This window comes from Prescottella defluvii (genome assembly GCF_000738775.1).
Classification (GTDB): Bacteria; Actinomycetota; Actinomycetes; order Mycobacteriales; family Mycobacteriaceae; genus Prescottella; species Prescottella defluvii.
This window is the reverse complement of record NZ_JPOC01000065.1, coordinates 1-21,389: the sequence shown is the minus strand read 5'-3', so window position 1 is coordinate 21,389 and position 21,389 is coordinate 1. Positions and strand designations below refer to the sequence as shown.

23 protein-coding genes are annotated in these 21,389 nt (G+C 68.6%); 11 read left to right on the top strand and 12 right to left on the bottom strand.

Going from position 1 to position 21,389, the window contains the following annotated elements; genetic code table 11:
- Nucleotides 1-86: 86 nt before the first annotated feature.
- Both IJ15_RS0120805 and IJ15_RS0120800 read left to right on the top strand, forming a co-directional pair.
- On the top strand, nt 87-566 hold the full coding sequence (locus tag IJ15_RS0120805) for a PH domain-containing protein (RefSeq protein WP_031940267.1): 480 nt from the start codon (nt 87-89) through the stop codon (nt 564-566).
- Entirely contained in the window at nt 563-2,107 is a 1,545-nt protein-coding gene (locus IJ15_RS0120800; RefSeq protein ID WP_031940266.1) for a PH domain-containing protein, read from the top strand. The genes IJ15_RS0120805 and IJ15_RS0120800 overlap by 4 nt, the downstream gene beginning before the upstream one ends.
- On the opposite strand, the gene catC is transcribed toward IJ15_RS0120800, so the two are convergent.
- The 3 genes from catC to catA all read right to left on the bottom strand — a co-directional run bounded on the left by catC (nt 2,104) and on the right by catA (nt 4,477).
- On the bottom strand, nt 2,104-2,385 hold the full coding sequence (gene catC, locus IJ15_RS0120795) for a muconolactone Delta-isomerase (protein ID WP_031940265.1): 282 nt from the start codon (nt 2,383-2,385) through the stop codon (nt 2,104-2,106). The two genes, IJ15_RS0120800 and catC, sit on opposite strands and share 4 nt — an antisense overlap.
- 38 nt (nt 2,386-2,423) lie before the next feature.
- The gene (locus IJ15_RS0120790) at nt 2,424-3,551 is read right to left on the bottom strand and encodes a muconate/chloromuconate family cycloisomerase (RefSeq protein ID WP_031940264.1); all 1,128 of its coding nucleotides are present in this window, start codon (nt 3,549-3,551) and stop codon (nt 2,424-2,426) included.
- A 74-nt stretch (nt 3,552-3,625) separates the two neighbouring features.
- Nucleotides 3,626-4,477 carry a catechol 1,2-dioxygenase gene (gene catA / locus IJ15_RS0120785; RefSeq protein ID WP_031940263.1) on the bottom strand — a complete coding sequence of 284 codons (852 nt, stop codon included), beginning with the start codon at nt 4,475-4,477 and terminating at the stop codon, nt 3,626-3,628.
- Between the two features lie 208 nt (nt 4,478-4,685).
- Between catA and IJ15_RS0120780 the strand changes: the two genes are divergently transcribed.
- On the top strand, nt 4,686-5,465 hold the full coding sequence (locus IJ15_RS0120780) for an IclR family transcriptional regulator domain-containing protein (protein ID WP_031940262.1): 780 nt from the start codon (nt 4,686-4,688) through the stop codon (nt 5,463-5,465).
- Between the two features lie 16 nt (nt 5,466-5,481).
- On the opposite strand, the gene IJ15_RS0120775 is transcribed toward IJ15_RS0120780, so the two are convergent.
- On the bottom strand, nt 5,482-6,408 hold the full coding sequence (locus tag IJ15_RS0120775) for an AraC family transcriptional regulator (protein ID WP_031940261.1): 927 nt from the start codon (nt 6,406-6,408) through the stop codon (nt 5,482-5,484).
- A 202-nt stretch (nt 6,409-6,610) separates the two neighbouring features.
- On the opposite strand from IJ15_RS0120775, the gene IJ15_RS0120770 reads away from it, so the two are divergent.
- Nucleotides 6,611-7,174, top strand: coding sequence for a flavin reductase family protein (locus IJ15_RS0120770; RefSeq protein ID WP_031940260.1), 564 nt, complete (start codon nt 6,611-6,613; stop codon nt 7,172-7,174).
- Between the two features lie 22 nt (nt 7,175-7,196).
- Nucleotides 7,197-8,816: a 4-hydroxyphenylacetate 3-hydroxylase family protein gene (locus tag IJ15_RS0120765; RefSeq protein ID WP_031940259.1), complete on the top strand. Its 1,620-nt coding sequence runs from the start codon at nt 7,197-7,199 to the stop codon at nt 8,814-8,816.
- A 54-nt stretch (nt 8,817-8,870) separates the two neighbouring features.
- Here the strand turns inward: IJ15_RS0120765 and IJ15_RS0120755 are convergent, their stop codons facing one another.
- Both IJ15_RS0120755 and IJ15_RS26185 read right to left on the bottom strand, forming a co-directional pair.
- The gene (locus tag IJ15_RS0120755) at nt 8,871-9,284 is read right to left on the bottom strand and encodes a hypothetical protein (RefSeq protein ID WP_031940258.1); all 414 of its coding nucleotides are present in this window, start codon (nt 9,282-9,284) and stop codon (nt 8,871-8,873) included.
- Nucleotides 9,285-9,333: 49 nt separating this feature from the next.
- Nucleotides 9,334-9,561: a hypothetical protein gene (locus tag IJ15_RS26185; RefSeq protein WP_156112173.1), complete on the bottom strand. Its 228-nt coding sequence runs from the start codon at nt 9,559-9,561 to the stop codon at nt 9,334-9,336.
- A gap of 48 nt (nt 9,562-9,609) precedes the next feature.
- On the opposite strand from IJ15_RS26185, the gene IJ15_RS0120745 reads away from it, so the two are divergent.
- Nucleotides 9,610-10,278, top strand: coding sequence for a hypothetical protein (locus IJ15_RS0120745; protein ID WP_031940257.1), 669 nt, complete (start codon nt 9,610-9,612; stop codon nt 10,276-10,278).
- Nucleotides 10,279-10,284: 6 nt separating this feature from the next.
- On the opposite strand, the gene mshB is transcribed toward IJ15_RS0120745, so the two are convergent.
- The 3 genes from mshB to typA form a co-directional block, all read right to left on the bottom strand.
- Entirely contained in the window at nt 10,285-11,163 is an 879-nt protein-coding gene (gene mshB / locus IJ15_RS0120740) for an N-acetyl-1-D-myo-inositol-2-amino-2-deoxy-alpha-D-glucopyranoside deacetylase (RefSeq protein ID WP_031940256.1), read from the bottom strand.
- Nucleotides 11,164-11,182: 19 nt separating this feature from the next.
- Nucleotides 11,183-12,988 carry an ABC transporter family substrate-binding protein gene (locus tag IJ15_RS0120735; protein ID WP_051919339.1) on the bottom strand — a complete coding sequence of 602 codons (1,806 nt, stop codon included), beginning with the start codon at nt 12,986-12,988 and terminating at the stop codon, nt 11,183-11,185.
- A 140-nt stretch (nt 12,989-13,128) separates the two neighbouring features.
- Nucleotides 13,129-15,024, bottom strand: coding sequence for a translational GTPase TypA (typA, locus tag IJ15_RS0120730; RefSeq protein ID WP_031940254.1), 1,896 nt, complete (start codon nt 15,022-15,024; stop codon nt 13,129-13,131).
- Nucleotides 15,025-15,469: 445 nt separating this feature from the next.
- On the opposite strand from typA, the gene IJ15_RS0120725 reads away from it, so the two are divergent.
- Entirely contained in the window at nt 15,470-15,658 is a 189-nt protein-coding gene (locus IJ15_RS0120725; RefSeq protein ID WP_031940253.1) for a hypothetical protein, read from the top strand.
- 3 nt (nt 15,659-15,661) lie between these two features.
- On the opposite strand, the gene IJ15_RS0120720 is transcribed toward IJ15_RS0120725, so the two are convergent.
- Entirely contained in the window at nt 15,662-16,054 is a 393-nt protein-coding gene (locus IJ15_RS0120720; protein ID WP_031940252.1) for a (deoxy)nucleoside triphosphate pyrophosphohydrolase, read from the bottom strand.
- Between the two features lie 33 nt (nt 16,055-16,087).
- Between IJ15_RS0120720 and IJ15_RS0120715 the strand changes: the two genes are divergently transcribed.
- Nucleotides 16,088-16,378 (top strand): 4a-hydroxytetrahydrobiopterin dehydratase, encoded by a 291-nt coding sequence (locus IJ15_RS0120715; RefSeq protein WP_031940251.1) that lies wholly within the window; start codon nt 16,088-16,090, stop codon nt 16,376-16,378.
- On the opposite strand, the gene IJ15_RS0120710 is transcribed toward IJ15_RS0120715, so the two are convergent.
- A complete protein-coding gene (locus tag IJ15_RS0120710; protein WP_031940250.1) occupies nt 16,320-17,591 on the bottom strand; it encodes a mannosyltransferase in 1,272 nt (423 codons plus the stop codon). The two genes, IJ15_RS0120715 and IJ15_RS0120710, sit on opposite strands and share 59 nt — an antisense overlap.
- Before the next feature lie 389 nt (nt 17,592-17,980).
- Here IJ15_RS0120710 and IJ15_RS0120705 point away from each other — a divergent pair, with 389 nt between their 5' ends.
- Complete coding sequence (locus tag IJ15_RS0120705) at nt 17,981-18,718, top strand: Rv1157c family protein (RefSeq protein ID WP_031940249.1); 738 nt, start codon at nt 17,981-17,983, stop codon at nt 18,716-18,718.
- Nucleotides 18,719-18,805: 87 nt separating this feature from the next.
- Nucleotides 18,806-19,144, top strand: coding sequence for a hypothetical protein (locus IJ15_RS0120700; protein WP_031940248.1), 339 nt, complete (start codon nt 18,806-18,808; stop codon nt 19,142-19,144).
- On the opposite strand, the gene IJ15_RS0120695 is transcribed toward IJ15_RS0120700, so the two are convergent.
- Entirely contained in the window at nt 19,141-19,584 is a 444-nt protein-coding gene (locus IJ15_RS0120695; protein ID WP_031940247.1) for a MarR family winged helix-turn-helix transcriptional regulator, read from the bottom strand. The genes IJ15_RS0120700 and IJ15_RS0120695 overlap by 4 nt on opposite strands.
- A 141-nt stretch (nt 19,585-19,725) precedes the next feature.
- Here IJ15_RS0120695 and IJ15_RS0120690 point away from each other — a divergent pair, with 141 nt between their 5' ends.
- Nucleotides 19,726-21,165, top strand: coding sequence for an MFS transporter (locus IJ15_RS0120690; RefSeq protein ID WP_051919333.1), 1,440 nt, complete (start codon nt 19,726-19,728; stop codon nt 21,163-21,165).
- Nucleotides 21,166-21,389: the final 224 nt, after the last annotated feature.

Here is a 21,389-nt window from a genome sequence, read left to right as displayed (position 1 = left end):
CACCATAGGACGCGCAGCGCCGGCTCGGGCAGGATGAGGTCGTGAGCCTTCCCCCGGACCCCGTACCGGTCGAACGAGCGGTGACGATGGCCGATCCGAAGTGGCGCCCCAGCGTCCGCGCCCCACGCCTGTGGGCGACGACGGCCGCCCTGATCTGGCTACCGGTGTTCGTCGCGCAGGTCGTGTGGGCGGCCGTCGTCGGGACCTGGACCACATGGCCGCACATGCTAGTTTTCGCGCTCACCGCGGTCGTGGCGGTGGTCGACATCGTGGTCGTGCCCCGGTGGCGCTACCGGGTGCACCGCTGGGAGATCAGCGACGACGCCGTCTACACCCGCACCGGCTGGTTCAACCAGGAGCGGCGCATCGCACCCATCACCCGGATCCAGACCGTCGACACCGAGCGCGGCCCACTGGACCGCCTCTTCGGGCTCGCGACGGTCACCGTCACCACCGCGTCGTCCGCCGGCGCGGTCAAGATCACCGCACTCGACCTCGACGTCGCCGACCGCGCCGTCGAACACCTCACCGAGATCGCCGCCCGCAACGTCGGAGACGCGACGTGAGCGTGCCCGTCGAGCAGTCCGATGACGCCGCCCTCGCCGCCGAGGCGGACCAGCCGTGGCTGCGCCTCGACAAGCGGATGCTGCTCGTCCATCCCGTCAACGAGGTCCTCAAACTGCTCCCCGTGATCGCGGTGTCGTGGCTCGTCGGCAGCCGCAGCGGAAACAACTACTGGGGTCTGGTCGCGGTCGCCGTCCTCGTCGCCTACGGCGTGCTCCGCTGGTTCACGACCACGTACCGCATCGGCCCCGTGCACGTGCAATTGCGGCACGGCGTCTTCCAGAAGAAGGTGCTGTCGGTGCCGCGGACCCGTATCCGCTCCGTCGACGTCGAAGCGGGGGTGCTGCACCGGCTGCTCGGGCTGGCCGTGCTCCGGATCGGAACCGGGCGGCAGACCCAGCGCGGCGAGAACCGATTCGAGCTCAACGCGCTGGATGCCACCCTCGTCCCGGAACTGCGGGCGGCGCTGCTCGCCGGACACCGCGACCCGCGCCCCGCACCGGCCGCCGATGCCGGCACGGACACCGCACCGCCCGAGCGGCCCGACGTCGAGATCGGCCACTGGTCGCCGTCGTGGGTGCGCTATGCACCGTTCTCGGTGACCGGCCTGATCGCGATCGGCGCGCTGGTGGGCATCGTCTTCCAGTACGGGCTGGCCGACCGGATCGCCCGCTCCCCCGCCCTCGCCGACGGTTTCGACTCCGCCGAACGGGCCGGCGCGCTGGGCCTCGCTCTCCTCGGCCTGGTCGGGCTGGTGATCCTGTTCGTCGCCGCGAGCGTCCTCGCGTGCGGACGCTACCTGGTGGTGTACGGCCGGATGAGCGTCACCGACAACGGCCGGACGCTGCACGTCGGGCACGGCCTGCTGCGGACCCGGCAGACCACCCTGGACCGGGCGCGACTGCGCGGCACGACCCTGAAGGAGCCACTGCTGCTGCGCGCCGCGGGTGGGGCGTCGCTCGACGCGATCATGACGGGCGTGTCCGCCGAGCACAAGGAATCGTCGCTGCTGCTGCCGCAGAGCCCGCGGGCCGAGGCCACCCGGGTGATGGCCACCGTGCTCGGCGACAGCCGCCAGGCGGACGTCACGCTGATCCCGCACGGACCGGCCGCGCGCCGACGCCGGTATACCCGCGCGCTGTGGCCGGCCGTCGCCGCCGCGCTGATCGCCGTCGGGTTCGTCGCCGCGGGCCGTCACGTGCCGTGGCCCGCCTGGGCCGGGGTCGCACTGCTCGTCGCCGCAGGCACCGGACTGGCCTGGGACCGCTACCGCGGACTCGGGCACGCGGTACTGCCGGGCTGGCTGATCACCCGCAGCGGATCGCTGGATCGCCGCCGCGACAGCATCGAGGCCGCCGGCATCATCGGCTGGACGGTGCGGCAGACGTTCTTCCAGCGCCGCGCCGGTGTCGCCACCGTGATCGCGGCGACCCCTGCCGGTACCGGCAGGTACGTCGTCCACGACCTCCCCGTCGAGCAGGCCTGGGCACTGGTCGACGCCGTCACCCCCGGCGCGGGCGGGATCTGGCGACGGCCCGGCTAGCGAATCGAGCTGCCGTGCTCGGTCATCGGCATCACCTCGACGGTCATGTACGGGAACAGCGGTAGGTTCCACAGGATCTCGTGGAGTTCGTCGGCCGAGTCCACATCGAAGATGCTGATGTTGCTGTACCGGCCCACGATTCGCCACAGGTGCGCCCACTTGCCCTGACGCTGGAGCTCCTGCGAGTACGCCTTCTCGCGCGCGAGGGTCTCGGCGCGCATCACGGGATCCAGATCGTGGGGAATGTCGACGTCCATTCGGACGTGGAAGAGTGCCACGGGTTCTCCTCGTTCTTCTCGGTGATCAGCGCCCGGGATCAGTCGCGGGCGAGGTGCCTGACGACGTCCATGTCGAGTTCGACGCCGAGCCCCGGACCCGGAGGCAGATGAACCTGCCCCTCGGAGTAGTCGAGTGGGGTCTGCAGCAGTTCGACGGCGAACAACTGCGGACCGAAGAGCTCGGTGCCGAAGTTGATCCCCGGTTCCGCGCAGGCGAAGTGGATCGACGCCGCGGTGCCGATGGGCCCCTCGATGGACGTGGCACCGTGACACCGGATGCCGGCCGCTTTCGCGACCGCCACCACTTCCTTGCTGCGTTGCAGGCCACCACATTTCGTGGTCTTGACGGCGAGCACATCGGCCGCGCCGAGCTTGGCGATCCCCAGCGCGTCGTGCGGGGTGTGTACCGACTCGTCGGCCATCACCGGTGCCGCGACGAGACGGTTGAGTTCGGCGAGCACCTCGACCTGCTCGGCGGGGGTGGGTTGCTCGACGAGTTCGACGCCGCCGTCGACGAGTTCGGGCACGAAGCGCAACGCGGTGAGCCGGTCCCAGCGCGCGTTGACATCGATGCTCACGCCCGCCTTGCCGCCGAGGGACTGCGCGATCGAAACCACCCGCTCCGTGTCGACGGCCGGGTCCAGCGCGCCCATCTTGAGCTTGAACGAGAAGTTCAGGCGCGCCTCCATCTTGTGCGCGACCTCCTCGAGGATCTCCTCCACGGGGGCCGCTCCGAGCGCCCACCGGACGTCGACCCCGGTGCGGAAGGCACCGCCGAGCAGCGTGTGCACCCCGACGCCGAGATGCCGGGCGTACGCGTCGTGCAGTGCGACGTCCACGGCGGCCTTCGCGAACCGCGCGTTCGCGACGATTCCTTCGAGATCCACCATGATGCCGGTGATCTCGTCGACACCGCGGCCGACGATGCACGGCGCGATGTAGCGGTCGACGATCACCTTCATCGTCTCGACGGATTCGCCACCCCACCAGGGCCCTCCGGGGACCACGCCCTCACCGTGACCGGTGACGCCGCCGGCGGTCGTGATTGCGACGAGCAGGATCGGCTGTTTCTCGGCGGTCGTGGTGGCGAACTTGTGGGGACGCACCAGTGGCACGTCGATGATGGTCGTCTCGACGGAGACGACGGCGAGATCGGGGTCGGGCATCGGAAGGCAACTCTCCATCGGATCGGGAGCACCGAACTCCGGTGCCCCAGTGAGACACCGGAATTCGTGTCGGCTCAGGCCTCGGGGTCGAGGGCGAAGTTGTACATCACGTAGTTCTTGCCGTCGCCCCCGACCTTCGGATCGAGGATCAGCTCCGGCTTGGTCGCGGTCGCCACGTCGTCCTCGAGCCACTGACCGCCCGCGAAGTACAGCTGAGTCGTGATCGTCGCCCGGCCGGGAGCCTTCACCATGAGGTGCAGGTGGGCCGGTCGCCACGGGTGCCCGCCGTAGGATTCGATGAACCAGCCCGTCGGCCCGTCGTGCGGGATCTGGTAGGGCGCGGGCTGCAGCGTGGTGATCTCGTAGCGCCCCTCGCCGTCACAGACGATCGTGCCGCGCAGGTTCCATTCGGGTAGGTTCGGCGCGAACCGCGAGTAGAACCCGTCCTCGTCGGCATGCCAGAGTTCGACAGTGGCGCCGGCGAGTCCGTTGCCGGCCAGATCGGTGACCTGACCCGAGAACACCAACGGGGTCGCCTCGGCATCCTTCGCGGTCATCGGCATCGTGCACGTGGACGGCAGTTCAGGTGCGTTCGCGACGTAGTACGGGCCCTCGATGCTGCCCTTGGTGCCGGCAAGGGCGTTGCGACTGTAGTTGACGTCCTCGATCTCGTGCTCGACGAACACGTCCAGCCACAGCGGCACCTCGCCGTATTCCCCGACGTCGATGATCCACTGCTTGACCACCCGGTACTCGTCGTAGGTGACCTGATGCCTGTGGATGATGTCCCCGAACGCCGCGAGCACGTCCCGGTAGATCGCGGCGGCTCGCTCCTTCGAGGTGTCCGCCGAGACGCGCTCGGACTTGAACTTGTCGGTGGCGGCGTTGCCCGATGCGTGCGCGGTCGCCGTTTCGGTGCTGGTCATGGGTCCTCCTCATCGAGGCTCGAACAGTGACGGTCGAGAAAAAGTCGTGGCGGCGGGTGAATACGGGCAGACGCGCCCCCACACCGCAGATGTACGCTGTGCGTACATTAGAATCGCTCTGCGTACACCCCATACTGTGCGTCGAGTCACATCAGTTGTCAACACCCGACCTCGAAGTCACCACCGAACCCGCAGCCAGGAGCATCCGATGCCGAACGAAGACCGGGATTTCATCCAGAGCATCGAACGGGGCTTCGCGGTACTGCTCGCCTTCGACGAGCACCACCCCAACCCGTCGCTGGCCGAACTCGCCACCAAGACCGACCTGTCCCGGCCGGCAGTCCGCCGCATCCTGCTCACGCTGCAGAAACTCGGCTACGTCACCGCGAACGGGACCCGATGGTCGCTCACCCCCCGCGTACTGAGCATCGGCCAGCACTACTCCGCGTCCCACGCCCTCGTCGAGTTCGCGATGCCGCGACTCGTCCAACTGTCCGAGCACACAGACGAATCCGCCTCGCTGGGCGTACTCGACGGAGCCGACGTGGTGTACGCCGCCCGTGTACCCGTCCGACGGATCATGAGCATCAACGTCTCCGTCGGCACCCGCGTGCCCGCCTACGCAACATCGATGGGGCGGGCACTGCTCGCCTGGGCGCCGGACGCCACCGTCGACGACGTGATCGCGACGACCCGATTCGACAAACTGGCGCCGGCGACCGTCGGCACACCCGACGAACTGCGCGCCGAACTGACCCGCGTGCGCGAGCAGGGCTATGCATTGACCGCCGCCGAACTCGAGGAGGGCCTGATCTCGCTCGCCGCCCCCGTGCGCGACGCCTCGGGAGCCGTCGTCGCGGTCACCGCGTGCTCCACGTCCTCCGGACGCCACACACCCGAGCAGTTCCGGGATGCGGCCGCTCGGCACGTCGTCGACGCCGCGACCGCACTCAGCGCCGACCTCGGCCACCTGGGACACCTCGGTTGAACCCGAACACGACGCCTCAGGAACGCAACGTCTCCGACGGCGGGGAGCCGTACTTGCGCCGATAGGCCGCGGCGAACCTGCCGGTGTGGGTGATCCCCCAGCGCAGCGCGACGTCAGTCACCGATGTGGCCGACGGATCCCCCGCCACCAGGTCGTCGTGGATCCGTGAGAGCCGGACGTCGAGCAGATAGTCCCGCGGGCACATGCCCAGGTATTCCCGGAATCCTTCCTGCAGCCGACGCACGCTCACACCGGCCGCCTCCGCCATGTCGCCCGCGGTCCAGGCGAGAGACGGGTCCTCGTCGATCCGGTCGAGTACCCGTTTGACGATTCGCGGTCGCGGCGCGACCGCCTCCTCTTCGGGCATCGCCGCCAGCACGAACGCCCCCGTGATGGCGCCCGACAACTGTTCCGCGACCACCGGGGTCTGCCACAGCCCGTCACCGCCCCGCGCGTCCTGGACGAGCGCCCGGAGCAAGCCCATCCAGTTCCGGCCGGCCGCAGTCGACAGGTCGACCTGATCGGGCAGGCGACGGTCGGGACGCCCGAGGACGCGACCCAGTTCGCGGTGCAGATAGTCCCGCTCCACCTTGACGCCGACGATCTCGCAGTCGGCGGTCCAGCGCGTGATCACGGCCGGGGTGTCCGGCCGGAACACCGACGCCTTCCCCACACCCGACATCACGTCGCGGCCGCCGCTCACGGACTCGATGCGCCCCGACAGAGGGATGTTCACCGCGTACCCGCCGGGATGCTCGGTGTCCACGGACACTTCCGCACCCCACCCGATCCGAGCCACGCGCAACTGCCCGATCTGCATCGCCCGCACATCCAGATGCGGCTCCGAGCCGGCCGAGAGCGGCGTCAGGTCGTGCGGGAAGTACGCGTCCGAGACCACGTTCTCCGCCTCGCTCCAATCACCCGGATCGGCGGTCGCGCTCATCGCCATACCTCGCACCCTTCCCATCGGCGTCCAGTTCGGGACTTCGGGCCCAGTGTGATCGCGAACACGTCCCCTGGCAACAGTCCAGGCCCGAACCCGTCGCGCAATCCGGATCACGGGGCCGCTCGGTGGATCGCCGACCCCGAACCGATCGTCCTATGGTCTCGGTCACAGTCAACGACCACCAGCAAGGAGTCCCAACATGGATTCGCGACAACTGCGAAACATATTCGGACAGTTCGCAAGTGGGGTCACCGTCATCACCTGCACCAAACAGGACGGTACGCCCCACGGCGCGACGGTGACCGCATTCACCGCGGTTTCGCTCGAACCACGGCTGTGCCAGGTGACCCTGACCCGCACATCCAAGGCCTGCGCCTTCCTGTCCGACGCACCGTTCGCGGTCAACATCCTCGCCGCGGACCAGACCGACGTCGCACTCCACTTCGCCGGGCGCCCACAGTCACCCGAACCGGTGTGGGCCCAGGGCCCCACCGCGCCGGTGCTGGCCGGCAGCGCCGCCACCCTGTCCTGCGTTCCGTGGCGCGAGTACGACGGCGGCGACCACGTGATCTTCATCGGCGAGATCGTCGACGCCCAGTGCCGCGACACCGATCCATTGCTCTTCTACCGCAGCACCTTCCACGATCTCGGAGCACCCAGCGGAAGCGCCGCCTGGAACGGGTCGATGGATGATCCGCACCGCGGATGGTTCGACGCGGCAACCGCCTTCACACCACTGCACCTGTCCGGTGCGACCAACTGACCACCCCCGAGCAGGAGAACCGATGACCACCACCGAACCCCGCCCCACCGCCCCGGACGTCGACCGCTCCCAGGTCAACGTCGCGGCCGACTGCGAGGCGAACCGGACCACGAACTTCGCGACCCGCCCCATGACCGGCGACGAGTACATCGAGTCGATCAAGGACGGCCGCGAGATCTACCTGCACGGCGACAAGGTGAAGGAGTTCTGGAACCATCCGGCGTTCCGCAACTCGATCCGGATGACCGCACGCCTCTACGACGCCCTGCACACCGGTGAGCACGTCGACACGCTCACCTGCCCCACCGACACCGGCAACGGCGGCATCACCATGCCGTTCTTCAAGACGCCCACCAGTTCCGACGACCTGCTCCGTGAACGCGATGCGATCGCCACCTGGGCCCGCATGACCTACGGCTGGATGGGCCGCTCCCCCGACTACAAGGCCAGCTTCCTCGGCACGCTCAACGCCAACAGCGAGTTGTACGCCCCGTTCCAGGACAACGCCAAGCGCTGGTACCGCGAATCGCAGGAGAAGGTCCTGTACTGGAACCACGCGATCATCAACCCGCCGGTCGACCGTCAGCTGCCCCCGGACCAGGTCGGTGACGTGTTCATGAAGGTCGAGAAGGAGACCGACGCCGGACTCGTCGTCTCCGGAGCGAAGGTCGTCGCCACCGGATCCGCGATCACCAACTACAACTTCATCGCGCACTACGGCCTGCCGATCAAGAAGAAGGAATACGCGCTGATCTGCACGGTGCCGATGGACGCCCCGGGCATCAAACTGATCTCCCGCGCCTCGTACTCGCAGAACGCGGCGGTCGTCGGTTCCCCGTTCGACTATCCGCTCTCCTCCCGGATGGACGAGAACGACGCCATCTTCATCTTCGACAAGGTGCTGGTGCCGTGGGAGAACGTCTTCATGTACGGCGACGTGGAGAAGATCAACGCCTTCTTCCCCCAGTCCGGCTTCCTGCCCAGGTTCACCTTCCAGGGCTGCACCCGACTGGCAGTCAAGCTCGACTTCATCGCCGGACTGCTGATGAAGGCGCTCGACGCCACCGGCGCCGGCGGCTTCCGCGGCGTCCAGACCCGCGTCGGTGAGGTCATCGGCTGGCGCAACCTGTTCTGGTCGTTGAGCGAATCGATGGCCCGCGACCCGGAACAGTGGATCGGTGACACCGTGATCCCGAAGCTGGAGTACGGCCTCACCTACCGGATGTTCATGATCCAGGGGTACCCGCGGATCAAGGAGATCATCGAGCAGGACGTCGCGTCCGGTCTGATCTATCTGCCGTCGTCGGCTGCGGACTTCAAGAACCCCGATGTCCGCCCGTACCTCGACAAGTACGTCCGCGGCAGCGACGGCATCACGGCCGTCGACCGGGTCAAGGTCATGAAGGCGCTGTGGGACTCGATCGGCTCCGAGTTCGGTGGCCGGCACGAACTCTACGAACGCAACTACTCGGGCAACCACGAGAACGTCAAGGCCGAATTGCTGTTCGCCGCGGAGAATCGTGGGGGCGTGTCCGCGATGAAGGGCCTGGCCGAACAGTTCATGAGCGAATACGACCTGGACGGTTGGACCGTGCCGGACCTGATCGGAAACGACGACGTGACCGCGTTCTACAAGAAGTAGCCGCGCGAGTGTCCGTGCGCGGGCGGAGATGACCGCCCGCGCACGGCCTCGACGTCAGTTGGTCCGGGCCCCGGCCAGGATCGACTCGAGACGGATCCGGAACAGGTAGAGCCCGGCCGGCAGCAGCGCCGCCACGACCAGCAGCAACGTGCGCCAGTCCTCGAACACCAGCAGGTCACCACCCGGTCCGCCGATCATGCACAGGCCGAAACCGAACAGCCAGCCGAAGATCGGCAGCGCCGCCAGCACCGGCCGCTCGGTGAACTTGCGCGCCCCGAGCACCAGCAGCAGGTTCACCACCGCCGCGGCGAGGATGCTGACCGGGAACGGTGCCGTCCCGAGGTAGGCGGGCAGGAACAGCACCGAGAGCACCGCGCACAGGAACCCGTCGAACGTGAGCAACGCCAGCGTCGTCCGCGCTTCGGCGGCGGACACGGGCGGCGAGGTGGGGTGGCTCTCGACGGTCATGTCACCGATCGTGGTCTATCCGCGGCTGTGCCTCGTCGGCGGGGTCCGGTCACGGTACGGGCGGGTAGCCGAGCATCGTGAGCAGTTCGCTCTGCTGATGGACGAACGCGTGCAGCGACCCGATGTAGAGCTCTCGGAAGTACGGCGCCATCGGCCGCAGACTGTCCACGAACGCCGTGATCGAGTTCTGGAGTTCCCAGTTGTACATCCGTCGCACCCTCCGCTCGACAGCTGGATGCGCCGACGAACGGACCCCCACGAACGTGGCGTAGCTCACTATCGTACCGGGGATGGGGCCACCGCGAGCCCGGTAGGTTGTCCCGACATGACTCTGCCTGCTTCCGGTGCACCCGGATCGGTTGAACTGCGCTGCATCCAACGTCCGGACCGGACACTCCGCGCGATGATTCCGGCGCTGGTGATGCTGGGAGCCGCAGTCGGCGTCCTCACCCAGGTGGTCTTCGGGCTGATGTATCCGCGCTCCCCTGCCGCCTACTGGACGCCGACGATCATCGTCGGCGTCGCGGTCCCGGCGGCCATGTATGCGTGGAAGCGCAGGCAACTGACGAACGACTACGCGTCGAAGCGGCTCGTCCTCTCCCCGTCCGGGCTCACCAGGTCCGACCGCACGACGATCACGGAGATCCCACTACACGGGATCGATCGAGTGCGCTCGGCCCCGACCCTCGTGGTCCGGAAGGCGTCGTCGTGGGCCAGCCCGCAGAGCCGCGCGGTGGCGGGGGCGGGACTTGCATCGGCGCGGTCGGCGGAGGCGCTGGCGATCACCGGCCGCGGTGTGGTATATCCGGTGCCGGGGGCGTCGCAAGTCGTCCTCGCGACGCACGACCAGTCGCTCGGGTCCCGCCTGCAGGACGGGCAGCCCTACTCCACTCCGACAGCAACGATCATCCCGTCGGAGTTCGAGGACGACTGGCGTCACGGCACCATCGGGGCGTGGATGCGCCAGTACCGTCCGGACGTCCCCCTCGCCTGACGTACCTCAGACGTCGAGGCCGGAGAACAGGTCGGTCTCCCGCCCGTCGTCGTCGACGGGTCCGGATCGTCCGCGGACCAGGACGTAGTGCTCGACGGGCAGGACCGGCTGCACGACGTCGTTCGACAGTGCGAACTCGGTGCCCGAGGGGGCCACGGTGACCTGGGTGCCGTGGGCGCGCAGTCCGGCGAGCTTGGCCGCCATGACCGGCGCGACGTCCACTGCGGCGGTGACCTCCCCGTCCGGGACGCGGGGCAGTTCGCCCGGCTCGGGCAGCCGCCAGCCGTCGGGCACGGTTTCGATCGCGGCGATCCCCGATTCGAGCGCCGACTCCTCGGTCACCGTCCAGTAGAGCTTTGCGACGTCCCACGGCGCGCCCGCCCCGGGGAACACGTCCGCACCGGCGGCCTCCACGGCTGCCGTCGTAAGGTGGTGCGCCCGAACGTGATCCGGGTGCCCGTACCCGCCGACGGGGTCGTACGTGACCACCACCTGCGGACGCAGTTCACGGATCACCGCGACCAACGCCTCCAACGCCTCGTCGGGGTCGGCGCCTACGAATGCCCGCGGGTGCGCCACCGACGGGGTCCCGGCCATGCCCGAATCGCGCCACCGGCCGGCACCGCCGAGGAATCGTGGTTCGGAGGCGCCCAGCGCCTCCAGTGCTCGGGTCAGTTCCAGGATCCGGAAGCCGCCCAATTGGTCGGCGCGGTCGGCCACCAGGCCGGCCCAGCGGTCCCCGATGACCTCGCCTTCCTCACCGAGGGTGCATGTCACCACCGTCACCTCGGCCCCGGCCGCCGCACAACGGGCAATGGTGCCGCCCGTGGTCAGGGTCTCGTCGTCGGGGTGCGCGTGGACGAACAGGATGCGCCGACCGTTCACAACCACTCGTTTCTCTCGCTCACTTCGTCCGGGTCCACGATCCGGCGTCGGCGAAGATGCCGACCTGGACCGGACCGCCCATCACGACACCCTCCACGCCGGGGCCCACCGCGACGACCGTGTTGTCCTGGAGCACCGGCAGAACCGCCGCCAAATCCCACAGCGGAGGTTCGGCGTCGGCGATCACCCGGGCGACGTCGCCCCGGCCGCGCAACGCCTCGTCGATCCGCGGCTGCAGCGCCGGGTCGCACAGACCCGACAGGTTGCTCGGCGACCGCAGCTCGCGGAGCGGCTCCGCACCCGGCTCCGGGGTCGCGGGAACACCCTCGGAGGCGGTCAGCGGCGGGCACCCGAACCTGGACGCCAGGGCGGTGGCCGGATCCGATCCGGCGCGTTCCCAGCCGACGACCGCGTCCACGCGAGCTGCCGTCAACGCCTCCCCGTACAACTCCTCGGCGGGCAGCGCCAGGACCGACGCGGCGATTCCGGCTCCTCGCCACTGATCGGCCACCGTGTTCGCGACCGCGATCGCGGTGTCGTCGTTCTCCGGTGCGCCCAGCACCATCGTCAACGGTGTGCCGTCGTGCACCATCCGGCCCTCGGTCAGGGCCTCCGGGACAGCGCCCTCGGTGGCGTCGGGCACGATGTGGAACCCGGCGCCGGCCAGCAGTCCCAGCGCCTCCTCACGCGTCGGCGCCGGTGGTGCGGTGGGCGCGTAGCCGGGATCGGACGGTGCCAGAATCTGTGCGCGCGCCGGCATCGCCGCCGACTCGCTGCCGGCGCCGACCGTCGCCAGCAGGTGCGGATCCACCAGACCCAGGAGTCCCTTGCGGACCTGCCTGTCGGCCAGGGCGGGGGCCCGCCCGTTGAGCGTCACCGACAGCACCCGGGGCTGCGGCTCGGTGCCGGTCTGCACGCCCGGGATCACCGACAGCTGAGCGAGCGCCGCGGCACCGCCGTGGACGCGGGCCACCTGCGCGTCGCCGGAGCGCATGGAATCCGCGAGCTGCGCGGGTGAGCCACCACGGCGCATGAGGATCTGATCCGGCTTGGCCGGGGTGTCCCAGAACCGGTCGTTGCGTTCGAGCAGGATCTCGTCCCGCCCGCGATCGACCGACTTGATGTGGAACCGGCCACCCGAGACGGGGATGTTGTCCGCCAGGCCGCGCGCGAAGCCGCCCGGCGAATCCTTCACCAGATGCGAGGGCAACAGGTCCGTGAACAGTTCCCGCCACGCCGGGTACGGCGCGGACAACGTGACCGTCACCGTCTTCCCCCCACCGGACGACGCGATGTCCTCGATCAACCCGTAGCCGGCGGGGTCGACGACACCGGGCTGGCTGATCATCTGCTGCCACAGATAGCGGAAATCCTCGGCGGCGATCGGGGCGCCGTCCGACCACTGGGCCTCGTTGCGCAACTGGTAGGTGATCGTGGCCGGTGCCCCGGCGGGGGTCTCGGCGGGCGCCTCTGGGTCGACGGCGGGATCGTCCGGGACAGCGAGTGCCGCGTCCGGAGTCGCGGTGGCGGAAACCAGCACCGACGGATCCGGAATCCAGTTCGTGATGCCCGGCCGCGCCGGATCGACCACGGGGCGGAACGGACTCGGCAACACCAGCGCACTGACCGCGGAGTTCGCGGGCGACTGGTCGGCCAGCAGATGCGGGTTGAAGCCGATACCGACGTCGTCGATCGCGACGACGACGGTGTTCCTGGTCGGGACCGCTGTCGTCGGCTTGGGGCTGTCGGTGCTCTCCACCGGCGGCGGCGGATTCGCGGTGCACGCGGCGACCGCCAGCACCGACGCCGCCGCTGCAGCCCCCATCAGCCGCCGACCGAATGCACGGGGCAACCCGTACCGGAACTGCGCCACTATCGGTCCTCCCGTCCGCGAGCGGCTGCCCCGCCCGTGCGCGTTGTGCGAGGGTTCAGACTCGCACAACGCGCACGGAACGCGTCACGCACTTACAGCGCGGCCTTGTCACGCGACTTCGCGCGCGAACGCTCGCGGGCCCGGTCGGTCTGCGACAGGTGCAGCTTGCGCACACGAATCACCTCGGGCGTGACCTCGACGCACTCGTCGGTGGCACAGAACTCCATCGCGGACTCGAGCGTCAACTCGATCGGCTTGGCGAGGGTCTCCGTGTTGTCGGCGCTCGCCGCACGCATGTTGGTGAGCTTCTTCTCCTTGGTGACATTGATGTCGAGGTCCTCGGCACGCGGGTTGATGCCCACGACCATGCCCTCGTAGGTGTCGACGCCCGGGTCGACGAAGAAGGTGCCGCGATCGGACAGTTGGATCATCGCGAACGGGGTCACCGAGCCGCTACGGTCGGAGACCAGCGAGCCGGTGTGGCGGGCGCGGATCTCGCCGGCCCACGGCCCGTAGCCGTGCGAGACGGCGTTGGCGATGCCGGTGCCGCGGGTCTCGGTCATGAAGTCGGTGCGGAAGCCGATCAGGCCACGGGCCGGGACGATGAACTCCATGCGCACCCAGCCGGTGCCATGGTTGGTCATCTGGACCATCTTGCCCTTGCGGTTGGCCAGCAGCTGCGTGATCGAGCCGAGGTGCTCCTCGGGGGTGTCGATCGTCAGTTCCTCGAACGGCTCGTGCACCTTGCCGTCGACCAGCTTCGTGACGACCTGCGGCTTGCCGACGGTGAGCTCGAAGCCCTCGCGGCGCATCTGCTCGACGAGGATGGCCAGCGCCAGCTCGCCACGACCCTGCACCTCCCACGCGTCGGGGCGGCCGATCTCGAGCACGCGCAGCGACACGTTGCCGATCAGCTCGGAATCGAGGCGGGACTTGACCATGCGGGCGGTCAGCTTGTGGCCCTTGACGCGGCCCACGAGCGGGGACGTGTTGGTGCCGATGACGACGGAGATCGCGGGCTCGTCGACGGAGATCGTCGGCAGCGCGACCGGGTTCTCGGTGTCGGCGAGGGTGTCACCGATCATGATCTCGGGGATGCCCGCGACGGCGGCGATGTCACCGGCGACGGCGACCTCGCCGGGCTCGCGGCTGACGCCCACCGTCTTGAGCAGCTCGGTGATCTTGACGTTCTTGATGCCGTCCGCGTGCATCCACGAGACGGTCTGGCCCTTGCGCAGCTCGCCGTTGTGGATACGCACCAGCGCGAGGCGGCCGAGGAAGTCGGAGGCGTCGAGGTTGGTGACGTGTGCCTGCAGCGGCGCGGAGGAATCGCCCTTGGGCGCCGGCACGTGCTCCATGAGCACGTCGAACAGGACGTCCAGGTTCTCGGCGTCGGGCGCCTGGCCGTTCTCCGGACGGTTCATCGACGCCTTGCCCTCACGGCCGGAGGCGTACAGCACCGGCAGATCCAGGAGCGCCTCGGCGGCCGCGGCGGCCTCGTCGTCCAGATCGGATGCCAGGTCGAGCAGCAGATCCTGCGCCTCGGTGACGACCTCCTCGATGCGGGCATCGGGACGGTCCGTCTTGTTCACCACGATGATGACCGGCAGCGACGCGGTGAGCGCCTTGCGCAGCACGAAGCGGGTCTGCGGCAGCGGGCCCTCGGACGAATCGACGAGCAGGACGACGCCGTCGACCATGGACAGACCGCGCTCGACCTCGCCACCGAAGTCGGCGTGACCGGGGGTGTCGATGACGTTGATGATGGTGACGGTGCCGTCGGCGTTGTGACGGTGGACAGCGGTGTTCTTCGCGAGGATGGTGATGCCCTTCTCGCGTTCGAGGTCACCGGAGTCCATGACGCGGTCGACCAGCTCGGCACGCTCGGCGAAAGCGCCGGACTGGCGCAGCATGGCGTCGACAAGAGTGGTCTTGCCATGGTCGACGTGCGCGACGATGGCGACGTTACGGAAATTGGTGGTGCTCACGCGGGGCGTTCTCCTGGCTGCTGACGGGGCCACACGAAGTTGGTGTCGTACGGCTTCTGGCTGCCGCTACGCGCATGCGTGATTCCCATTCGCGACCCCCCGACAATCGGAGCGCACCGAACGTCGCACGGAACATGACGACGTGTGCGCCGACAGAGGGACTGCGGCCAGCAAATACACTACCCGCCCACGACGCCGTCCCCCGCATCGCATCCCCCCAGCAAGGGCCCTGACCAGGCAATAGTGATCTGCACCACTGCGGGTGGCTCGGGGTTGAACTCCGGGCCACCTGCGCACGACGAACGAATGAGGCTACGCTAACTCCGAGCGGTGCGATCCGGGCGCCGCACTCCGGGCCACCTGCGCACGACGAACGAATGAGGCTACGCTAACTCCGAGCGGTGCGATCCGGGCGCCGCACTCGGGAGGAAGGCCGGGCTCAGCGATGGGCAAAGGCAAGGGGAAGGTCAAGGCCAGCAAGGTCTCCGGCCTCAAGCCCAAGAAGAAGTGCTGCCGCAAGAAGACACGCTGCCTCAAGTGTCCCGTCGTCATCATGCGCATGAAGAAGCTCGAGAACGAGGGCGCCACCAAGAAGGAACTCAAGAAGGGCCTCAAGAAGGCCCGGGCCGCCTGAAGGTCAAGCGCCGAGCAGAGCCACCAGATCCGGCACCCATCCTCGGTCGTTGCCGACGAGGTCGATCGCGCCCAGTTCGTCCGCGTCCACCCAGCGCAGTGCGGCATGGTCGAGCGGCCGCGGGGTGCCGCTGACCAGTTCGGCGCGATACGCGCGCAACACCAGTCCGTCGCGGAGCGGCACGTCGACGCCGACCCGCTCACCTGCGACGACCTCGACGCCCAGTTCCTCGCGCAGTTCGCGGCGCACCGCGGCGCTCGGTGATTCGCCGGGCTCGACCTTGCCGCCGGGCAGTTCCCACAGACCGGCCAGCTCCGGCGGCCGGGTGCGCTGCGCGAGCAGCAGGCGTCCGTCCCTGATCAGTGCGGCGGCGACCACTTCGCGTTCACCGGTCATTGCGGTCCCCTCGCCATCGCACCATCATGAGGTATGGCTGAGTTGCTGTCCGATACCGAGATCGACTCCGCGCTGACGAATCTGCCGACCTGGCGACGCGACGGCGACACCCTGGTCCGCACCGTCGAATCCGCGAGCTTCCCCGCTGCGATCGCACTGGTGGACCGTGTCGCGGAGGCAGCGGAGTCGATGAACCACCATCCCGACATCGACATCCGCTGGCGGCGGGTCACGTACTCCCTCGCCACCCATTCCGCCGGCGGCCTCACCTCGTTGGATCTGGAGCTGGCGCGTCGGATCGACGATCTGGCCGCGTCGGCGTAGCGCGCCGGCGACGGCCCGCGTACGCGACCCACGCGAAGACGACGAGCGCACCGACGACGTTGACGGTGCCCGCCCATGCGAGCGCGCCGGGGCGTGAGATGGACTCGTCCTCGATCTGTTTGAGGACCCAGGGCACACCGACGACCGTGACGATCAGCCACAGCGACGCCACGACGCGGGTGCCCACCATGCGCGCGTACGGCCCGTGCACGAGCCAGATGAGCATCGGGAGCACCCACACCCAGTGGTGGACCCACGAGATCGGCGAGATCAGCAGCCCGAACAGCTGCACCAGCACCAATGTGCCGAGCCTGTCGTCGCGGGCCAGTGCGCGCCACGCCAGGAACGCGAGCAGGGCAGACACCGCGACCGCGACCATCCACACCGGACCCGACTCGACGTCGTGGCCGAGGATCCGGCTGAGGGCGCCGCGCAGCGACTGGTTCCATGCCGACCCGACGGGGCCGATCCGGTCCGCGTCACCGAACTTCGACGTGAAGTAGTCGCGGGCCTGCGTCCTGATCACGAGGTAGCTGATCGCGATGGTCCCGAAGAACGCGACCGCCGAGAACACGGCGGCGCGCCAACGGCGCTGCGCGACGAAGTACAGGCCGGTGATGGCGGGGGTCAGCTTGATCCCGGCGAGGATCCCGACGATGCCGCCGGACACCCACCAGCGGGTGCTGCGGACCGCCAGCATCGCGCCGAGGACGAGGAACACGTTGACCTGGCCGTAGTCGAGCGTGGTGCGCACCGGTTCGGTCCACACCCCGATCGCGGTCCACAGCATCGCCACGTACTTCCAGTGCCGGGCGCCCGCCACATCCGGTCCGAGCAACAATTCGAGGCTGATCCGGATCACCCAGTACAGCGCCAGGACCGTGCACAGCTGCCAACAGAATCCGACGAGCGCGAACGGCAGGTAGTGCAGCGGCAGGAAGACCAGGGCAGCGAAGGGCGGATACGTGAACGGCAGCGGGAACTCGGGTGTCTCTTCCGAGTACGTGAATCCGTACAGATCACCGCGTAGGAGCGCGGCCGAGCCGTCGACGTAGACGTGCAGGTCGACGAGGTTGAGGCCGTTGGGCGTCAGGATCATCCACAGCAGTCGCGCCAGCACCGACACGGCGAGCAACACCGGCGCCCAGCCGAGGAGGGTGCGGCAAGCCGCGTGCGCGCGTGACGGCCGCCCGGCACGTGGAAGCTGAGACACTTGCTGGCGCTCTCCCGTGATCGTGTGCTGGCAGTAAGCACCCAGTGTGATGCAGCGGGGGGAACGACCAGGTGTCGCGTCAGCGTAACCCGACGCCGACGGGCACCGAAAATACCTTGCTCATCAGTAACAGTTGCATCAAGGTTCACTTTTTCCCCATCAGCCACGCGATATGGTCACCAAGCGATGGCAGTCACGTCACAGCTTGCATAGACTCCTCGGGACGCAGGTCACGAATGGGTCGTACAGAAGAGTCTGTACACATCGGGGGTCGATCCATAGAGTGACCCGCGACCGTGACTGGCCGTGGCGCCCGCTCGGCAGAGACGACGCTGCTCCGCTGCGTCGGAACGACAAGGATGGGGAAAACCGTGATTCGTAACCGAGGAATGCGACGAGCAGTCACCGCGTGTGCAGTTGCGGCCGCCGCGGCGCTCGCCGTTCCGGCCAACGCGGTCGCGCAACCGACCCTCCCGGGTGTTCCCGAGGGTGTCTCCATCGACGCGCTGGCGTCCCTCGCCCCCGCCATCCTGGGCGCGGCTGCCGGCCCGGCGGACATCGCCGACGCCGACTCCAAGAACGACCTGCTCGCTCAGGCGCGTGCGCTGCTCGAGTCGGCCAATCTGCCGCCCGAGCTCAAGTCCACCCTCGAGCGCGTCATCACCTTCCTCGACGGCAGCGGCGGCGGCGGACCCGAGATCCCGCAGGACGGGCCCGTCATCGCCCAGTTCCTCTACCCGACCGTCGGCAAGGGCTGCATCGCCCCGTCGAGCGACGCGGTCGGCACCGCCCTCGCGGTGCCGGGCCCCGCGCACCTGCCTCCGCCGGGGCCGGGTGCCGGTCAGGCCGGGTTCGTCTTCACCGCGCTGGGCACCGCGAAGGCGGCCCCCACCCAGGGTATGACGGTCACCTGGATCAATGTCGACAACGGACGCCGTGAGACGCAGAACCTCACCACCGAGGCGCGGATCAACCCGGACGGTCCGGCGACGCTGTCGGTCATCTCGAACACCGGCCCGGGCCGGGTGCTCGCGGTGATCTCCGGCGACCTCACCACCGAGCCCGAGGGCGCGGCACCGCTCACGTGCAGCTTCCTGCCGACGGTCGGAATGTTCACCGTCGCGTAGTTTCACCCGTCCACCAGTGAAGGCCCCACCGAGGATTCGGTGGGGCCTTCACTGCTCACGGGGTGGTCGTTCGTGGTAGACCGAGGAATGGCCGACAACGCGCAGTCGATCCGTTCCCGGCGTTCCCGACGGTCGATTCTCTCGATCCGGTCGGAGGGCTCGATCCTCTCGATCGGCAGTGTCGGCTCGATCCTGTCCATCGGCAGTGTCGGCTCGATCCTGTCGATCGGGTCCATCGGGTCCGCCGGTTCGGCGCTGTCATCGCTGTCGTTCGCGAGCGTGGGCTCCGCGCTGTCGGGACTGTCGCGGTGGTCGCTGCTGTCGTGGCGCGCGGTGGCGCACGCCCCCGACCAGCGTCCGACGCTCGTGGTGGTGCCCGACGAGCCCGACCTGGTCGAGTCGCCGACACTGCACGTCCAGTCCTAGCCGGCGTCCGGGCGGGGCCAGGGGCGCCCCTCGATCTCCTCGACGTCGCGGTTGAATCGGACGAGCACGTCCTTGAGCTGCCGGATACCGTCCGCGTCCCAGCCGACGAGCACCCGCCCGATCCCGGTGCGGTTCAGGTCCCGATCGGTGTGCAGCCGGGTCAGTCCCGACTCCGTCGGCCGGACCTTCCGGGCCACGCCGCCGCTCGGGTCCGCGACCCGTTCGACGAAACCTCGCCGTTCGAGCGCACCGACCTGCCGGTTGATCGTCGAGATGTCCAGCACGAACGCCTCTGCCAGTTCCTTGAGGCTCATCGGCGGTTCCAGTTCGAGCCTCGCCAGGATCAGATACGCGGACCTGTCGAGCTGCTGTCCGCCGCGCTGCTGTGCGAGGGCGTGGTAGCGCGACAACAGCGTCAGCTCGTACTCGATGTCCGTCATCGTGCGGTCTCCGTCGGACACCCGTCACCCTCTCGTCCGAACATTGCCCACAATGTCCGCTTTGTGCATCATGCACATCCATGTGTACCGTACACATTCTTGCAAATTTGTTGTGTAGCAGTAAATCCGAGGAGCCCCACTTTGAGTGAAACCGTCGCTCCCCCGTCGACGGCACCCGCGAAATCCAGGTCAGGCAACGTCATCGTCGCGACTCTCGGATTCTGCGGCATCGTCGTCGCCCTGATGCAGACGCTCGTCGTCCCGATCATTCCGCAACTGCCGCACCTACTCTCGGCGACGCCGGCCGACGCGTCGTGGGCGATCACCGCGACGCTCCTGGCGGCCGCGGTGGTGACCCCCATCAGCGGACGCCTCGGCGACATGTTCGGCAAGAAGAAGATCCTGGTGGCGAGCCTGCTGCTGGTCGTGGTCGGCTCGGTGGTCTGCGCGTTCGCCGACTCACTGATCCCGCTGATCGTCGGTCGTGCACTGCAGGGCGCATCGGTGGGTGTGATCCCGCTCGGCATCAGCATTCTGCGCGACGAACTTCCGCCGCGGAAGGTCGCCGGCGCGATGGCGATCGTGAGCGCCACCCTCGGCGTCGGCGGTGCGGTCGGGTTGCCGGTGGCGGCGGCCGTCGCCCAGGTCGCGGACTGGCACGTGCTGTTCTGGATGTCGGCCGGACTGGGCCTGCTGTGCATGGCGCTCGCCATCGTCGTGATCCCCGAGTCCACCGTCCGCAGTCCCGGACGCTTCGATTTCGTCGGCGCCGTCGGGTTGAGCATCGCGCTGATCCTGTTCCTGCTCCCGATCACCAAGGGCGGCACGTGGGGCTGGGGCGATCCGCTGACCCTGGGACTGCTCGCGGCGTCCGTCGTCGTGTTCGTGGTGTGGGGTTTCGTGCAGTTGCGCACCGCACGTCCGCTGGTCGACCTGCGGGTGTCCGCGCGACCGAACGTCCTGTTCACGAATCTGGCGTCGATCGCGATCGGCTTCGCGATGTACGGCAACTCGCTGACGCTCCCCCAGCTGCTGATGGCGCCGGAGTCCACCGGCTACGGACTCGGCCTGTCGATGATCGCCGCCGGCATCGCGTTGGCGCCGGGTGGTCTCGTGATGATGGCCCTGTCGCCGGTGTCGGCCCGGATCTCGGCCTGGCGCGGCCCGCGCGTCACCCTGATGGTGGGCTCGATCGTGGTCGGCCTGGGCTACGGGTTCGTCTACTTCCTGTCGTCCTCGGTGTGGATGATCGTCGTCGGCGGCATGATCATCGGCGCGGGCGTCGGCCTGTCGTACTCCTCGATGCCCGCCCTCATCATCGGTGCGGTCCCGATCTCGCAGACCGCGGCGGCGAACGGCCTCAACTCACTGATGCGGTCGGTCGGCACATCCAGTGCCGCAGCGGTCATCAGTGTCGTGCTGGCAAGCATGACGGTGACCCTCGGAACGGCGACGATTCCGTCGTTCGACGCCTTCCGTGCAACGTTCGTCATCGCGATCGTTGCCGCCGTGGTGTCGCTCGTCTTCGCGTTCCTCATCCCGAAAGCAGTCCCGGCCGACGGGGCCGGACGCCGCGCCTGACGATCCAGGCCTCCGGCACCCGGAACGTCGAACGCCCGCCCCGAAACATGCATCGGGGCGGGCGTTCGACGTTCGGGCGAGAAAGCTACGGCGTCGTCTGGCCCCCGCCCGACGATCCGCCGTTCACCGCTCCCGAGGAGCCCATGTACAGATTCGCAGCGATCGAATAGAACAGGTTGATGGAGGAATTCCACGAGGCCCCACCCGTCATCGCTGCTTTCGGA

What these genes read in the sequence shown, in the direction of transcription:
- IJ15_RS0120805 (WP_031940267.1), top strand. Translation starts at nt 87, where the DNA reads ATGGCCGATCCGAAGTGGCGCCCCAGCGTCCGCGCCCCACGCCTGTGG.
- IJ15_RS0120790 (WP_031940264.1), bottom strand. Translation starts at nt 3,551, where the DNA reads ATGCCCGACCCCGATCTCGCCGTCGTCTCCGTCGAGACGACCATCATC.
- catA (WP_031940263.1), bottom strand. Translation starts at nt 4,477, where the DNA reads ATGACCAGCACCGAAACGGCGACCGCGCACGCATCGGGCAACGCCGCC.
- IJ15_RS0120780 (WP_031940262.1), top strand. Translation starts at nt 4,686, where the DNA reads ATGCCGAACGAAGACCGGGATTTCATCCAGAGCATCGAACGGGGCTTC.
- IJ15_RS0120775 (WP_031940261.1), bottom strand. Translation starts at nt 6,408, where the DNA reads ATGAGCGCGACCGCCGATCCGGGTGATTGGAGCGAGGCGGAGAACGTG.
- IJ15_RS0120770 (WP_031940260.1), top strand. Translation starts at nt 6,611, where the DNA reads ATGGATTCGCGACAACTGCGAAACATATTCGGACAGTTCGCAAGTGGG.
- IJ15_RS0120765 (WP_031940259.1), top strand. Translation starts at nt 7,197, where the DNA reads ATGACCACCACCGAACCCCGCCCCACCGCCCCGGACGTCGACCGCTCC.
- IJ15_RS0120755 (WP_031940258.1), bottom strand. Translation starts at nt 9,284, where the DNA reads ATGACCGTCGAGAGCCACCCCACCTCGCCGCCCGTGTCCGCCGCCGAA.
- IJ15_RS0120745 (WP_031940257.1), top strand. Translation starts at nt 9,610, where the DNA reads ATGACTCTGCCTGCTTCCGGTGCACCCGGATCGGTTGAACTGCGCTGC.
- IJ15_RS0120735 (WP_051919339.1), bottom strand. Translation starts at nt 12,988, where the DNA reads ATGGGGGCTGCAGCGGCGGCGTCGGTGCTGGCGGTCGCCGCGTGCACC.
- IJ15_RS0120725 (WP_031940253.1), top strand. Translation starts at nt 15,470, where the DNA reads ATGGGCAAAGGCAAGGGGAAGGTCAAGGCCAGCAAGGTCTCCGGCCTC.
- IJ15_RS0120720 (WP_031940252.1), bottom strand. Translation starts at nt 16,054, where the DNA reads ATGACCGGTGAACGCGAAGTGGTCGCCGCCGCACTGATCAGGGACGGA.
- IJ15_RS0120715 (WP_031940251.1), top strand. Translation starts at nt 16,088, where the DNA reads ATGGCTGAGTTGCTGTCCGATACCGAGATCGACTCCGCGCTGACGAAT.
- IJ15_RS0120705 (WP_031940249.1), top strand. Translation starts at nt 17,981, where the DNA reads ATGCGACGAGCAGTCACCGCGTGTGCAGTTGCGGCCGCCGCGGCGCTC.
- IJ15_RS0120700 (WP_031940248.1), top strand. Translation starts at nt 18,806, where the DNA reads ATGGCCGACAACGCGCAGTCGATCCGTTCCCGGCGTTCCCGACGGTCG.
- IJ15_RS0120695 (WP_031940247.1), bottom strand. Translation starts at nt 19,584, where the DNA reads ATGACGGACATCGAGTACGAGCTGACGCTGTTGTCGCGCTACCACGCC.